At 55.2% G+C, this 14851-nt stretch carries 12 protein-coding genes and 1 rRNA gene; 4 read left to right on the top strand and 9 right to left on the bottom strand.

Annotation, left to right across the window (positions count from 1 at the left end; translation table 11 throughout):
- Window positions 1–114 (bottom strand): 16S ribosomal RNA (locus C3451_RS04205); the annotation flags it as partial.
- A gap of 452 nt (window positions 115–566) precedes the next feature.
- Between C3451_RS04205 and C3451_RS04210 the strand changes: the two genes are divergently transcribed.
- The gene (locus C3451_RS04210) at window positions 567–1274 is read left to right on the top strand and encodes a FadR/GntR family transcriptional regulator (RefSeq protein WP_045620979.1); all 708 of its coding nucleotides are present in this window, start codon (window positions 567–569) and stop codon (window positions 1272–1274) included.
- A complete protein-coding gene (mdtD, locus tag C3451_RS04215; RefSeq protein WP_023305119.1) occupies window positions 1271–2704 on the top strand; it encodes a multidrug transporter subunit MdtD in 1434 nt (477 codons plus the stop codon). The genes C3451_RS04210 and mdtD overlap by 4 nt, the downstream gene beginning before the upstream one ends.
- On the opposite strand, the gene rbsR is transcribed toward mdtD, so the two are convergent.
- The 7 genes from rbsR to kup all read right to left on the bottom strand — a co-directional run bounded on the left by rbsR (window position 2670) and on the right by kup (window position 10590).
- Window positions 2670–3662, bottom strand: a complete 993-nt coding sequence (gene rbsR / locus C3451_RS04220; protein WP_074142893.1) for a ribose operon transcriptional repressor RbsR — start codon at window positions 3660–3662, stop codon at window positions 2670–2672. The genes mdtD and rbsR overlap by 35 nt on opposite strands.
- A 3-nt stretch (window positions 3663–3665) precedes the next feature.
- Window positions 3666–4595 carry a ribokinase gene (gene rbsK, locus C3451_RS04225; protein WP_045620981.1) on the bottom strand — a complete coding sequence of 310 codons (930 nt, stop codon included), beginning with the start codon at window positions 4593–4595 and terminating at the stop codon, window positions 3666–3668.
- Between the two features lie 108 nt (window positions 4596–4703).
- Window positions 4704–5594: a ribose ABC transporter substrate-binding protein RbsB gene (rbsB, locus tag C3451_RS04230; RefSeq protein WP_003862397.1), complete on the bottom strand. Its 891-nt coding sequence runs from the start codon at window positions 5592–5594 to the stop codon at window positions 4704–4706.
- Window positions 5595–5621: 27 nt separating this feature from the next.
- A complete protein-coding gene (gene rbsC / locus C3451_RS04235; protein WP_022649866.1) occupies window positions 5622–6587 on the bottom strand; it encodes a ribose ABC transporter permease in 966 nt (321 codons plus the stop codon).
- A 4-nt stretch (window positions 6588–6591) separates the two neighbouring features.
- On the bottom strand, window positions 6592–8097 hold the full coding sequence (gene rbsA / locus C3451_RS04240) for a ribose ABC transporter ATP-binding protein RbsA (protein WP_022649867.1): 1506 nt from the start codon (window positions 8095–8097) through the stop codon (window positions 6592–6594).
- 7 nt (window positions 8098–8104) lie between these two features.
- Window positions 8105–8524: a D-ribose pyranase gene (gene rbsD, locus C3451_RS04245; protein WP_003862392.1), complete on the bottom strand. Its 420-nt coding sequence runs from the start codon at window positions 8522–8524 to the stop codon at window positions 8105–8107.
- Window positions 8525–8721: 197 nt separating this feature from the next.
- Window positions 8722–10590, bottom strand: a complete 1869-nt coding sequence (gene kup, locus C3451_RS04250) for a low affinity potassium transporter Kup (RefSeq protein ID WP_006808744.1) — start codon at window positions 10588–10590, stop codon at window positions 8722–8724.
- A gap of 222 nt (window positions 10591–10812) precedes the next feature.
- Between kup and ravA the strand changes: the two genes are divergently transcribed.
- A complete protein-coding gene (gene ravA / locus C3451_RS04255; protein ID WP_022649869.1) occupies window positions 10813–12309 on the top strand; it encodes an ATPase RavA in 1497 nt (498 codons plus the stop codon).
- Window positions 12303–13754 (top strand): ATPase RavA stimulator ViaA, encoded by a 1452-nt coding sequence (viaA, locus tag C3451_RS04260; protein ID WP_045620982.1) that lies wholly within the window; start codon window positions 12303–12305, stop codon window positions 13752–13754. Before ravA ends, viaA begins: the two co-directional genes overlap by 7 nt.
- Here viaA and asnA read toward each other — a convergent pair whose 3' ends face one another.
- Window positions 13755–14747: an aspartate--ammonia ligase gene (asnA, locus tag C3451_RS04265; protein ID WP_003862385.1), complete on the bottom strand. Its 993-nt coding sequence runs from the start codon at window positions 14745–14747 to the stop codon at window positions 13755–13757.
- Between the last annotated feature and the right edge of the window lie 104 nt (window positions 14748–14851).

Genomic DNA, 14851 nt, shown 5'->3' on the forward strand with positions numbered 1-14851 from the left:
ACCCGTCCGCCACTCGTCAGCAAAGCAGCAAGCTGCTTCCTGTTACCGTTCGACTTGCATGTGTTAGGCCTGCCGCCAGCGTTCAATCTGAGCCATGATCAAACTCTTCAATTTAAGTTTGATGCTCGTGAATTAAACTTCGTAATGAATTACGTATGTTCACTCAGAGACTTGGTATTCATTTTTCGTCCGAGGACGTTAAGAATCCATGTCACTTTGAGTGCCCACACAGATTGTCTGATAAATTGTTAAAGAGCAGTGCCGCTACGTTTTCGCTGCGGCGCGGGGTGTGCATATTACGCTTCCCCGCTTCAGAGTCAAGCGTTTATTTTGCTTTTCTCTGCTGACCCGGCGGCTTGCGTGCCGTTGTTCCGTGTCAGTGGAGGCGCATTATAGGGAGTTCTTCTGAAGTGACAAGAGGTAATTTAAAAAAAGTTTCTGACCGTGTTTTTTTTCACCAAAAGCGATGAGATCAAGCTACAAATTGTTCTAATTGGTGTATCTGCAACCACAATCACCCCTGAGATGGCATAATTAGCCGCATCAATATTTAAGGAATAAAAGCGATGCCATTAAGCGCTCAACAGCTGGCAGCTCAAAAAAACCTGTCCTATGTGCTGGCAGAAAAGCTGGCTCAGCTGATCTTAGCGGGTAAATATGCCCCAGGTAGCATCCTGCCCAGCGAGATGGAGCTGGGGGATCAGTTTGGTGTAAGCCGTACCGCCGTTCGCGAAGCGGTAAAAACATTAACGGCGAAAGGGATGGTGCTTCCACGCCCGCGCATTGGCACCCGCGTTATGCCTCAGGGGAACTGGAACTTTCTCGATCAGGAGTTACTCACCTGGTGGATGACCGAAGATAACTTTAATCAGGTCGTCGATCACTTTCTGGTCATGCGCAGCAGTCTTGAGCCTCAGGCCTGTCTGCTTGCCGCCACGCTCGGCACAGCAGAGCAAAAAGCGCAGCTCAATACTTTTATGGAAGAGATGGTGGATCTGAAAAAGCACTTTAACCGCGAGCGCTGGATAGAGGTCGATATGGCCTGGCATGAACATATCTATAATATGAGCGGAAATCCTTTCCTGACCTCCTTTGCTTCTTTATTCCATTCGGTGTACCACACTTACTTTGCCTCTATCACACAGGATGAGGTGGTGAAGCTGGATCTGCATCAGGCGATAGTCGATGCCATTCAGGAAAGCGACGGGCAGCGAGCCCTGAGTGAGTGCCAGGCGTTGCTGGCGGCGCCAACCCACCAGCAGGTAAATAAATGACAGAGAAAAAAGCACGCAGTATGGCCGGATTGCCGTGGATTGCAGCCATGGCGTTCTTTATGCAGGCACTGGATGCCACTATCCTCAATACCGCCCTTCCCGCAATAGCCCAAAGCCTTAACCGCTCCCCACTGGCGATGCAATCCGCCATCATCAGTTATACCCTGACGGTGGCGATGCTCATTCCGGTCAGCGGCTGGCTGGCCGATCGTTTCGGCACGCGCAAAGTGTTTATGCTGGCGGTGACGCTGTTCACCCTCGGTTCTCTGGCTTGCGCCCTTTCTACCTCTCTGACGGAACTGGTTATCTTCCGCGTTCTACAGGGGATAGGCGGCGCGATGATGATGCCCGTCGCGCGTCTGGCGTTATTGCGCGCCTATCCGCGCAGCGAACTGCTCCCGGTGCTCAACTTTGTGACTATGCCGGGGCTGGTCGGCCCGATACTTGGCCCGGTTCTCGGCGGCGTACTGGTGACCTGGGCAAGCTGGCACTGGATCTTCCTGATTAATATTCCGATTGGTGTGGCAGGGCTAATCTATGCCCGCAAATATATGCCGAACTTCACCACACCACGACGCAGCTTCGATATGGGCGGCTTCTTCCTGTTTGGCCTGAGCCTGGTCCTGTTCTCCAGCGGGATGGAGCTGTTTGGCGAGAAAATCGTAGCGACGTGGCTGGCGCTGGCCATCATTCTTAGCGGTATTCTGCTGTTCCTTCTATATATCCGTCATGCACGTCGCCATCCGACACCGCTTATCTCTTTATCTCTGTTTAACACCCGAACGTTTTCCGTCGGGATCGCGGGCAATATTGCCTCGCGTCTGGGCACGGGCTGCGTACCGTTCCTGATGCCGCTGATGCTCCAGGTCGGTTTCGGCTATCCGGCCCTGATTGCTGGCTGCATGATGGCCCCCACAGCGATGGGCTCAATTCTGGCAAAATCGACGGTCACGCAGGTGCTGCGCTGGTTTGGCTATCGTAAGACGCTGGTTGGCGTGACGATCTTTATTGGATTGATGATTGCGCAGTTCTCCCTGCAATCTGCGGCGTTACCCATCTGGATGCTGATCCTGCCGCTGTTTGTGCTGGGTATGGCCATGTCGACGCAGTTTACGTCGATGAACACCATCACCCTTGGGGACCTCACCGACGAGAATGCCAGCAGCGGCAACAGCGTACTGGCGGTCACTCAACAGCTGTCGATCAGCCTCGGGGTTGCCGTGAGCGCGGCGGTACTGCGGTTTTATGAAGGGTTTGACGGTACAAATACCGTTGAGCAGTTCCACTATACCTTTATCACCATGGGCGCGCTTACCGTGGTATCGGCGGTGGTCTTTATGTTGTTAAAACCAAAAGACGGCCGGAACCTGATTAAAGAGCGTCACAAAGAGAAGGCTAAACCGAACCGCGTTCCATCAGAACAGGAGTAAGCTGCAAACGTTGCTGTTGCAGCGTGGGCTGGGCCATACGGTGGATCAACACATCAATGGCCAGCTCACCCAGTTCATCTTTCGGCTGATGGATGGTAGTTAGCGGCGGCGTCATGTAGCGCGCCAGTTCGATATCATCGTAACCGACGATCGCCATGTCGTCCGGAACACGTAATCCCGCCTGATACAGCGCCTGATAAGCTCCGAATGCCATCGCATCGTTACCGATAAACACCGCCTGCGGGCGCGACTCTTGCGCCAGCAGTTTCTGCATTGCTTCAAATCCACCGTTAAATTCGAAATCGCCGGTGATGCGATAGCCATCAGGAATGGCAAGCCCCGCCCGTTCCATGGCCGAAAGATAGCCTTCCAGACGCAAGCGCGCCGGGGTTTTATCCTGCGGGCCGGTAATACAGGCGATGCGGGTATGGCCTTTATCTATCAGATGCTGGGTCGCCATATCGCCACCCAGCAGCGAGTTATCCTGGATCAGATCGCTGGTGCCATCGAACGGCGCCCAGTCCATCATGACCGTAGGAATAGAAGGGTAGCGCTGAATGATCTCTTTCGAGGGTTGATGCGTTTCGGTACAGAGCAGCAGCAGCCCGTCGACGCGTTTTTGCATCAGCGTCTCCAGGTTTCGGTTCATGCGCTGCTCATCGCCTTCGGTATTGCACAGCACCAGGCTGTAGCCGCGCTCGAAGCAGCTGCGCTCCACGCCGCGCACCAGTTCAGAATAAAAAGGGTTGGTACTGGCGGTGATCAGCATGCCGATGGTGCGCGTCTGGTTAAGCTTCAGGCTGCGGGCCAGCGCAGACGGCGCATAGTTGAGTTCTTTAATTGCAGCGTCAACTTTCTCCCGAATCGCCTCGCTGACGAAGCGATCCTTATTGATAACGTGGGAGACAGTCGAGGTAGAAACGCCCGCCATACGGGCGACATCTTTCATTGTGGCCAAGCGTTACCCCTGCTGACTTAAGAATTCATCAATCTCTTTACGCCATGGAACAGAAGGCTGAGCGCCTTTACGCGTCACCGCAATCGCGGCGGCGGCATGCGCGAAGCGAATCGCGTCATCCATTGCTTTTCCTTCCAGCAGCGCCGTTACCAGCGCACCGTTGAAGGTGTCACCTGCGGCGATGGTATCAATGGCTTTGACCTTAAAGCCCGGTACGCGACGGCCTTCGCCATTGACGCTAGCCCACACCCCACGGCTGCCGAGGGTGATGATCACGGTGCCGATGCCTTTATCATGCAGCGCAAGCGCGGCACGCGCGGCATCGTCATCATTTCCGACACGGATACCCGTCAGCTTTTCCGCTTCGGTTTCGTTCGGGGTGATGATATCCACCAGCGCCAGCAGCTCGTCTGATAATACACGGGCAGGCGCCGGGTTAAGTACGACAGACGTATGATTTTCATGCGCAATTTTCGCAGCGGCCAGTACGCTTTCAACCGGTGACTCCAGCTGCATCAGCAGGGCTTCCGCTCCGGCGATGATCCCACGCTGCGCTTCGACGCGTTCAGTCGTTAACGCGGCATTAGCCCCCGCATGAATACCGATGACATTCTCACCTTCCGCATTGACGAAAATCAGCGCCACGCCGGTAGATTCCCCTGCAACCACGCTGACGGGTGCGATGTCGATGTTGTCGCTTGCCAGCTGTTTGCGTACGCGCTCGCCGGTATCGTCATCACCCGTACAGGCGATAAACGCGATATTTGCCCCGCTGCGTCCGGCGGCAACTGCCTGGTTTGCACCCTTACCGCCGAACGCCACCTGATACTGATTGCCGGTGACGGTTTCGCCCGGAGTGGGGAACGTTTCAAGGTTAAGAATGTGATCGGCATTGATACTGCCAAGGACGACGAGGTTGCCTGCGGTTTTCATGTATTGAGGTGTCCATCTGAGAGCGCCACCGGTATTACCCGGTGGCGTATGCCACACTTTTCTTTTATTTGGTGTCCCTCAGGCAGCCAGCGACTGCCTGAATCGCCTTTACTGCTTAATGACCAGTTTCAGGTCAACAGGATATTTGGCCTGAACTTTTTCGCCCTTCAGCACTTTATCGGCAGTTTGCACGCCAGTCGCGCCAATCTGCTCAGGCAGCTGAGCAATGGTCGCAGCCAGTTTGCCATCATTTACTGCTTTTTCACCATCCGGCGTGCCGTCAAATCCGACAACCATCACATCTGATTTACCCGCAGTCTGGAGCGCACGCAGCGCACCGAGCGCCATTTCGTCGTTCTGTGCGAATACCGCCTGCACATCAGGATGCGCGGTCAGCAGGTTCTGCATGACGTTCAGACCCTTTGTACGGTCGAAGTCTGCCGGCTGGCTCGCCAGCACGTTGAATTTATGCGCCGCTACAGCCTGCTGGAAACCTTCACCACGTTCACGGGCCGCGGAAGTCCCGGCGATACCCTGCAACTCGATCACTTTCGCACCTTCACCTGCTTTCTTCGCGATGTAGTCACCGGCGATTTTGCCGCCCAGTACGTTATCAGACGCAATATGGCTAACAACGTCGCCTTTGGTCGCCTGACGGTCCAGGGTGATTACCGGGATCTTCGCCTGGTTTGCCATCTTCACGGCGTTACCGACCGCGTCGGAATCGGTTGGGTTGATCAGCAGGATTTTGGTACCACGAACGGTTAAGTCCTGAACGTTAGCCAGCTCTTTCGCCGGGTTGTTCTGAGAATCCAGCACCACCAGGTTGTAACCCAGTTTGTCTGCTTCTTTCTGCGCGCCATCCTTCAGGGAGACGAAGAACGGGTTGTTCAGGGTAGAGACAACCAGCGCGATGGTGTCCTTCGCCATGGCGTTAGCACTTACGGTTGCGCTCAGCGCGACAGCAGAAACCAGGGTAGCCAGTTTTTTCATGTTCATATCTAAGATGTCCTGTAGTGTCGTCAGTTACTGTTTTTTGTTGTCTACCAGTACCGCCAGCAAAATCACCACTGCCTTAACGATCATCTGGTAATAGGAGGAAACACCTAACAAATTCAAGCCATTATTCAGGAAACCGAGGATCAGTGCGCCGATCAATGTCCCAACAATGCGACCTTTACCGCCCGCAAGGCTCGTACCACCCAGAACCACTGCCGCGATGGCATCCAGCTCATAGCCCGTACCCGCTGTTGGCTGCGCGGAAGAGAGGCGCGCCACTTCGATGATGCCCGCCAGAGATGCCAGCAGACCGCACAGGGAGTAAACGATAATTTTAACTTTGTTGACGCTAATACCGGACAGACGCGTTGCCGATTCGTTACCGCCCAGCGCATAAATATAACGACCCAGACGGGTATGATGCAGCATGTACCATGCCGCCAGGAAGACGATAGCCATGATCCAGACTGGCGTCGGGATACCCAGCGGGCGTCCGATACCAAACCAACCAAATAGATCGGCGTTTTCGGTAAAGCCGGTATTCACCGGGCTACCGTTGGTGTACACCATGGTGACGCCGCGCAGCAGCAGCATCATCACCAGCGTGGCAATAAACGCCTGTACGCGGCCTTTTGCCACAATCACGCCGGTTACCGCGCCAATTGCCGCACCTGCCGCCAGCGCAGCAGCAACGGCCACCAGCGCGTTGACCTCAATACCGACAATCGACGCGGCAATCGCACCGGTGAGCGCCAGCAGGGAACCGACGGACAGATCGATACCCGAGGTCAAAATCACCAGCGTCATCCCCACCGCCATAATGGCGTTGACGGAGGTCTGCTGAAGAATATTGAACAGGTTATTAACGGTAAAAAAGTTCGGGCTCATGGTCGAGACAATCGCGATCAGCACCAGCAGGGCAATCAGCGATTTTTGTTCCATCAGCCATGCCTTTGTGAAATAGCGGCGACCAGAAACAGCCTGGGTAGTCATCTTCTTACTCCTGATTCACGCGATTAAGCTTGCCCACAGCGGCAGCCATCAGAACTTCCTGGGTGGCCTGCTCGCGAGTGAATTCACCACCGAGATGCCCTTCATGCATGACGATAATGCGATCGCTCATGCCTAATACTTCTGGCATCTCGGAAGAGACCAGAATGATGCTCAGACCGTCGGCCTTGAATTGGTTAATCAGCTGATAGATCTCTTTTTTCGCGCCCACGTCAACGCCGCGAGTTGGCTCATCGAGGATCAGTACTTTCGGGCGAGTCATCAACCCGCGGGCAATCGCCACTTTCTGCTGATTACCGCCGGACAACAGGCCAATCGCCTGCTCCATCGATGGGGTTTTAACGTTAAAGAGACGGATAAAATCGCTGACCGCCTGCTGCTCATCTTTATGTTTCAGGCTGCCGCCGCTGCGGCTGAAATAGCGTAGCGCGGTCAGGGACATGTTCTCTTTTACCGACATGCCCAGCACTAAGCCGTCACGCTTACGGTCTTCGGAGATATAGACAATGCCGTTCGCCAGGCCATCCTGCGGCGAGCGGGTGACCACCTCATGGCCGTCAAGGGTAACGTAGCCGCTGGTGCGCGGCAGTGCGCCATAGAGCACTTTCATCAGTTCGGTACGTCCCGCGCCCATCAGGCCCGCGACGCCAAGGATCTCGCCCTTGCGCAGGGTAAAGGAGACGTCATCCACACCCGGCCCGCAGAGGTTATCCACCTTCAGGCGGATCTCTCCTGGCGCTTTGTCCAGACGCGGATACTGGTCTTCGAGCTTACGTCCCACCATCATTTCAATCAGCGAATCTTCGGTCAGCGTGGCCACTTCACGCTCGGCAATGAACTGCCCGTCGCGGAAGACGGTGACGTCGTCGCAGATCTCGAAAATTTCTTTCATGCGGTGAGAGATATAGACAATGCCGCGCCCCTGGGATTTCAACTCACGGATCACGCGGAACAGGGATTCGGTTTCGGTATCGGTCAGGGCGTCGGTCGGTTCATCCATAATGATGACCTTCGACTCGAAGCTCAGCACCTTCGCGATCTCCACCATCTGCTGATCGCCGATGGAAAGGTCGCCCACCAGTCGGTCGCTCTTAAAGCGCAGATTCAGCTTCGCCAGCAGTTTGTCCGCTTCGGCATACATGGTTTTCCAGTCGATTTTGCCAAACCGGTTCACGAACTCACGGCCGAGGAAGATGTTCTCCGCAATGGTGAGCTGCGGGATCAGGTTCAGCTCCTGGTGGATGATGCCAATGCCCGCTTCCTGAGAGGATTTCGGGCCGTTGAAGGTGGTCTCTTTACCCAGCCACAGCAGCGAACCGGCATCGCGTTGATAGATCCCGGTCAGCACTTTCATCATGGTGGATTTGCCGGCGCCGTTTTCGCCCACCAGCGCCATTACACGCCCGGAATAGACGTTCAGCGCCGCGCCAGAGAGGGCTTTAACGCCCGGGAACGACTTATCGATCCCTTTGAGTTGCAGTAATGCGTCCATGATGGCCTCAGAAGGTGACGCCAGCACAGAGAATGATATTCGCATACGGGGAACACTCCCCGCTGCGAATCACCGCCTGACTGTCTGCGGTTTGTTGTTTGAACTGCTCGTGAGTTGTGTAACGAATTTCTATGGTGTTTCCCTGGTGCTGTTGCAGTTGCTCAATGTGGCTGAGCAACGTTTCGTGGAGTTGCGGATTATGTTGTTTGATTTCCGCCGCGAGAATGGCCGCCTCAACCTGCATCTCCGCCGTCACGACTTCCAGTACCTGCATGAACGAGGGTACGCCCTGCGTTAACGCCATATCGATACGGGTTGTGCTGCGCGGAACCGGTAAGCCTGCATCGCAAACCACCAGCGTATCGGTATGCCCAAGACGGGAAATCACCGATGATATTTCTGAGTTGAGTACTGTGCCTTTCTTCATTTTTTGCTCCACTAGCGAAACGTTTCGCTAAAAACAGTGTAGCCGCAGAAGTGTTCAGAAAACCATCATGACGTAACGGATTTGTGATCGGCGTCGAAACGTTTCGCTAAGTGAAATATTGAGGTGATTTTGGCGGGTATGTTGAGGATCTGGTAGGCCGGGTAAGCGCAGCGCCACCCGGCATTTTTTAAAAGGACTTAAATCTCGACCTGCGTCCCCAGCTCAATCACGCGGTTAGGCGGGATCTCAAACTGGTCAGGCGCACGCAGGGCGTTACGTTGCAGGATGAGATACAGCTTGCCGCGCAGGCGCAGATACCATGGGCGCTTGCCGATGATCAGCGACTCGTGCGACATAAAGAACGATGTCTCCATCATGCGGCAACTCAGCCCTTCCAGACCGCAGCGGTGGAATACCTCTTCCACGTTCGGCGTTTCGCGCCAGCCGTAGCTTGCCACCACGCGCCAGAAGGTTGGCGACAGCTGCTCAATCTGTACGCGTCGCACGTTGTGAACATACGGCGCATCTTCGGTGCGCAGCGTCAGCAGGATCACGCGCTCGTGCAGCACTTTGTTGTGCTTAAGGTTATGCATCAGCGCAAACGGGATCACGTTCAGCGCACGAGACATATACACCGCCGTACCCGGCACACGCACCGGCGGGGATTTCTCCAGCGAGGCGATCATCGCCTCCAGAGAATTACCGTGCTCATGCATACGACGCAGCAGGCGGAAACGTTCGCTCTTCCACGTCGTCATCACGATGAACATCACCAGACCCAGCGTCAGCGGCAGCCAGCCACCGGAGACAATCTTATCGAGGTTCGCAGAGAACAGCGGTACGTCGATACAGAGGAAGCCAACCAGGATCAGCCCCACGAGGAACTTATTCCAGTGCCAGTTACGGTACGCCACGGTGGTGGAGAGAATAGAGGTCAACACCATCGTTCCGGTCACCGCGATACCGTACGCCGCCGCCAGGTTACTGGAGTGCTCGAAGCTGACGATAACAATCACCACCGCGAAATAGAGCAGCCAGTTGACGAACGGAATGTAGATCTGGCCTGACTCCATCTCAGAGGTATGGATAATGCGCATTGGGGAGAGATAACCCAAACGCACGGCCTGACGCGTCAGGGAGAATACGCCGGAAATAACAGCCTGAGAGGCAATGACCGTCGCCAGCGTCGCCAGGATCAGCATCGGAACCAGCGCCCAGTCCGGCGCCAGCAGGAAGAACGGGTTTTTAATCGCTTCAGGATGGGCAAGCAGCAGCGCGCCCTGGCCGAAGTAATTCAGCACCAGTGAAGGCAGAACAACGCTAAACCAGGCGACGCGAATTGGGAGTTTCCCGAAGTGGCCCATATCTGCATACAGCGCTTCAACACCGGTAATGGAAAGCACTACCGCGCCCAGCGCCACAAACGACACCACTTTATATTCCAGGAAGAAATGCACCGCCCACATTGGGTTCAGCGCATGCAGGACATCCGGATTGGCGATAATACTGCGTAAGCCCAGCGCCGCCAGGATCAGGAACCAGGCCAGCATAATAGGCGCGAACAGCTTACCCACCAGCCCGGTACCGTGTTTTTGTATAGCAAACAGCAACGTCAGCACGATAATAGCGAGTGGCACCACCCACGTATCAAGCTGTGGCGCGACAATCTCCAGCCCCTCTATGGCCGACATCACCGAAATCGCTGGCGTAATCACGACTTCCCCATAGAAGAAGCTGCCGCCAATCAGGCCAATGATGACCAGCACGGAGGTCATTCTTGCAGACGTATTGCGCCCAGCAAGGGACATCAGGGTCAGAATACCGCCCTCGCCCGCGTTATCAGCCCGCATAACGAAAGAGAGATACTTAAGGGAGACCACCAGGATCAGCAGCCAGAAGATGAGCGAGAGGAAACCAAATACGGCGTCACGCTCTACACCAAAACCAAACTGACCGGACAAACATTCACGAAGCGTATAAAGCGGGCTGGTGCCGATATCACCGTAGACAACCCCGATCGCTGCAAGCGTTACTGCGGGTAATGATTGCTTATTATCAGTGCTCATAGACTAGTCTTTTCGTTTGAATAACAAATGTGTGCTTAGTCCCTTGGCCCACAAAAAGCGCACAGTATGCACGATTCAATGCAAAATCGTACCCCTAAATGCAGCCGCATTAATGTAGCGCAAAGAAAATAGCGCCGCACTTCAGCCTATTACCTGGCCAGACCGAAACGTCTATACTCGCTTCAATTAGCCGCCACGACGGCGAAAGGATGCAAAACTATTATGGCTCACTCACATTTATTAGCAGAAAGAATTTCCCGCCTCAGCAGTGCGCTGGAGAAAGGCCTATACGAGCGTAGCCACGCCATTCGCCTCTGTTTACTGGCGGCGCTGAGCGGGGAAAGCGTGTTTCTGCTGGGTCCGCCGGGCATTGCCAAAAGTCTGATCGCACGCCGCCTCAAATTCGCTTTCCAGAACGCTCGCGCATTCGAGTATTTGATGACGCGTTTCTCCACGCCGGAAGAAGTTTTCGGCCCGCTCTCCATTCAGGCGTTAAAAGATGAGGGACGCTATGAACGTCTGACGGCGGGCTATCTCCCGGAAGCGGAAATCGTCTTTCTTGATGAGATCTGGAAAGCCGGCCCGGCCATTCTGAATACCCTGCTGACGGCAATCAACGAACGCCGCTTCCGCAACGGCGCGAGCGAAGAGAAGATCCCCATGCGGTTGCTGGTGGCCGCGTCTAACGAACTTCCCGAAGCCGACAGCAGCCTTGAAGCGCTGTATGACCGCATGCTGATCCGCCTGTGGCTGGATAAAGTCCAGGACAAATCGAACTTCCGCTCAATGCTGGTAAGCCAGCAGGACGAAAACGAAAATCCGGTGGCACCATCATTACAGGTCACGGACGAAGAGTATGACCAGTGGCAGGAAGAGATAGGCAAAATTAAGCTGCCCGATGCCGTCTTTGAGCTGATCTTCATGCTGCGCCAGCAGCTTGATTTATTGCCCTCCGCGCCGTACGTCTCCGACCGTCGCTGGAAAAAAGCCATTCGTCTGCTTCAGGCAAGCGCCCTGTTCAGCGGCCGCGATGCTGTCGCCCCCATCGATCTAATCCTGCTGAAAGACTGTCTGTGGCACGACGCAGAAGGGATGAATCTGATGCAGCAGCAGCTGGACGTTTTGATGACCGGGCACGCGTGGGGTCAGCAATCCATGCTTAATCAACTGGGGGCGATTGCCCAACGTCGTCTTCAGCTTCAGCAGCAGCAAAGTGACAAAACCGCGCTGAAGGTGAACCGTCTTGGCGGGATGTTTGCCCGTAAACCGCACTATGAACTGCCAGCCGAGCTGACTGACGCCTCGCTCACACTTCTTCTTCAGCAGCCGCTGAAGCTTCATGATATGCAGGTGGTGCACGTGACGATCGAACGCGTTGCGCTGGTTCAGTGGCTGGATAAGGGCGGCGAGATCCGCGGTAAACTCAACGGTATCGGCTTTGCACAGCCGCTGTCGATGGAAGTCGACAGCAGCCAGCACCTTGTGATCCGCGACGTCAGCCTTCAGGGATCGCGCCTGGCGCTGCCGGGCACGGCCTCTGACAGTCTTCCGGAGGAGATCAAACAGCAGCTCGAAGCGCTGGATAACGAATGGCATCAGCAGCACACGCGCTTCAGCGAGCAGCAGAAATGCCTCTTTATCCATAGCGACTGGTTAGGTCGCATTGAAGCCAGCTTGCAGGATGTCAGCGCGCAGATTAAACAGGCGCGTCAATGCTAACGCTGGACACGCTTAACGTCATGCTGGCGGTTAGCGAGGAAGGGTTGATCGAAGAGGTCGTCATTACCCTGCTCGCTTCACCGCAGCTGGCGGCCTTCTTTGAAAAATTCCCGAAGCTCAGAAAGGCAATGACGGACGATCTTCCCCGCTGGCGCGATAACCTGCGCCAGCGGTTTAAGGAGACGGAAGTCCCGCCGGAACTGACAGAGGAAGTGGCTGGTTACCAGCAGTGCCAGCGGCTTTCAACGCCGCAGTTTATTGCCCAGATACAGCAAACCCTGACGCTGCTAGATAACGTTCACTCTCCGTTTGCCAGCCAGGCCAGAGCGCTGGTCACGGACAACCCCAGCTTTACTCCCGCCCTGCATACGCTGTTTTTACAGCGCTGGCGGCTCAGTCTTGTCGTTCAGGCCACCTCTCTCAACCAGCAGTTGCTGGACGAAGAGCGCGAACAGCTGTTAAGCGAAGTTCAGGAGCGGATGACGTTAAGCGGCCAGCTAGAACAGGTGCTGGTGGAGAATGAAAACGCCGCCGGTCGACTCTGGGATATGAGTGCCGGTCAGTTAAAACGTGGCGATTATCAGTTGATCGTGAAGTACGGCGACTTTCTGGCACAACAGCCGGAGCTGATGAAGCTTGCTGAACAGCTTGGTCGTTCCCGGGAGGCCAGGTCAGTTCCAAAGAAAGATGCGCCGATGGAAACCTTTCGTACGCTGGTACGCGAGCCGTCCACCGTACCGGAGCAGGTGGACGGCTTACAGCAAAGCGATGATATCCTGCGCCTGTTGCCTACGGAACTCAGCACGCTGGGAATGACCGAACTGGAGTATGAGTTTTATCGCCGTCTGGTGGAAAAACAGCTTCTTACCTATCGGTTGCATGGCGAAGCCTGGCGCGAAAAAATCAGCCAGCGCCCGGTGGTGCATCAGGACTTTGATGAGCAACCGCGCGGTCCATTCATTGTTTGCGTAGATACGTCCGGATCGATGGGGGGATTTAACGAGCAGTGTGCAAAAGCGTTCTGCCTGGCTCTGATGCGCGTGGCGCTCGCCGATCGTCGTCGCTGCTACATCATGTTATTTTCCAGCGAAGTGGTGGGGTATGAACTGACCAGCCCACAGGGGCTGGAGCAGGCGATCCGCTTTTTAAGCCAGCGCTTTCGCGGCGGCACCGATCTGGCCAGCTGTTTTCGCAGCATCATTGAGCGCATGCAGGGCGGAGACTGGTACGACGCGGATGCGGTGGTGATTTCCGATTTTATTGCCCAGCGGCTGCCGGACGACGTCGTGAATAAAGTGAAGGAGATGCAGCGCGTGCACCAGCACCGTTTCCATGCCGTGGCGATGTCTGCACATGGAAAACCCGGCATCATGCGCATCTTCGATCACATCTGGCGCTTTGATACCGGGTTGCGTAGCCGCCTGCTCAGACGCTGGCGACGTTAATTAAAGAAGAGAACCGACGCTCTCACGTACCTGCTGCGGCCAGACCCCACACTGTACCTGACCGATATGGGACAGTTGCAACAGCAGCATGGTCAGACGAGACTGGCCAATACCACCGCCGATGGTCTGCGGCATTTCACCGCGCAGCAGCGCCTGGTGCCATTCCAGTTGCAGACGATCTTCATCACCGGTCACGGCCAGCTGACGCTTCAGTGCTTCAGCATCCACGCGGATCCCCATCGAAGAGAGTTCAAACGCATCTTCCAGAACCGGGTTCCAGACCAGAATATCGCCGTTCAGACCGGCATATTCGCTCTCGCCCACGGTGCTCCAGTCATCGTAATCCGGCGCACGGACGTCGTGACGTTTACCATCAGACAATTTCCCGCCAATGCCGATCAGGAATACCGCGCCCAGCTCTTTGGCGATCGCGCGTTCACGGCCTTTGGCATCCAGATCCGGGAAACGGCTCAGCAACTCCTGGCTGTGAACAAAGTGGATCGTTTCCGGCAGGAACGGTGCCAGACCAAACTCTTTGCTCACGGCCGCTTCGGTCGCTTTGATCCCGGCGTAGATCGCCTCAACGGTGGATTTCAGTGTACCGACGTGACGCTCGCCGTCACCCATTACGCGCTCCCAGTCCCACTGGTCAACGTAGACAGAGTGAATGGGGGAGAGGCGGTCTTCATCGGGGCGAAGGGCTTTCATATGCGTGTAAAGCCCTTCGCCCGCGCTGAAGTCGTGTTGTCCCAGGGTTTGACGCTTCCACTTCGCCAGGGAATGAACCACTTCGAACTGGGCGTCTGGCAGTGTTTTCACTTTTACCTGTACCGCTTTTTCGCAACCAGACAAGTTATCCTGCGTCCCGTCACCCACGCGGCTCAGAATCGGCGCCTGCACTTCAATAAGGCCAAGCTTCTCTTCCAGCTGGCGAGAAAAATGGGATTTAACGAAACTGATCTGGCGTTGTTTTGCGATGTAAGCGGTTTTCATTATTTATACTCCTGCGTCCTGTTGATACTGATTAAGCAACAGAACAGGCGCTTAATTCAATAACCCATCAACAAAAAGCCACCTTCACTTTTGATTCGTTAAAA

The organism is Enterobacter sp. 301B (genome assembly GCF_003850715.1).
GTDB lineage: Bacteria > Pseudomonadota > Gammaproteobacteria > Enterobacterales > Enterobacteriaceae > Enterobacter > Enterobacter intestinihominis.

What these genes read in the sequence shown, in the direction of transcription:
- rbsK (WP_045620981.1), bottom strand. Translation starts at nt 4,595, where the DNA reads ATGAAAACCGCAGGCAACCTCGTCGTCCTTGGCAGTATCAATGCCGAT.
- rbsC (WP_022649866.1), bottom strand. Translation starts at nt 6,587, where the DNA reads ATGACTACCCAGGCTGTTTCTGGTCGCCGCTATTTCACAAAGGCATGG.
- viaA (WP_045620982.1), top strand. Translation starts at nt 12,303, where the DNA reads ATGCTAACGCTGGACACGCTTAACGTCATGCTGGCGGTTAGCGAGGAA.
- rbsB (WP_003862397.1), bottom strand. Translation starts at nt 5,594, where the DNA reads ATGAACATGAAAAAACTGGCTACCCTGGTTTCTGCTGTCGCGCTGAGC.
- asnA (WP_003862385.1), bottom strand. Translation starts at nt 14,747, where the DNA reads ATGAAAACCGCTTACATCGCAAAACAACGCCAGATCAGTTTCGTTAAA.
- kup (WP_006808744.1), bottom strand. Translation starts at nt 10,590, where the DNA reads ATGAGCACTGATAATAAGCAATCATTACCCGCAGTAACGCTTGCAGCG.
- mdtD (WP_023305119.1), top strand. Translation starts at nt 1,271, where the DNA reads ATGACAGAGAAAAAAGCACGCAGTATGGCCGGATTGCCGTGGATTGCA.
- rbsA (WP_022649867.1), bottom strand. Translation starts at nt 8,097, where the DNA reads ATGGACGCATTACTGCAACTCAAAGGGATCGATAAGTCGTTCCCGGGC.
- C3451_RS04210 (WP_045620979.1), top strand. Translation starts at nt 567, where the DNA reads ATGCCATTAAGCGCTCAACAGCTGGCAGCTCAAAAAAACCTGTCCTAT.
- ravA (WP_022649869.1), top strand. Translation starts at nt 10,813, where the DNA reads ATGGCTCACTCACATTTATTAGCAGAAAGAATTTCCCGCCTCAGCAGT.
- rbsD (WP_003862392.1), bottom strand. Translation starts at nt 8,524, where the DNA reads ATGAAGAAAGGCACAGTACTCAACTCAGAAATATCATCGGTGATTTCC.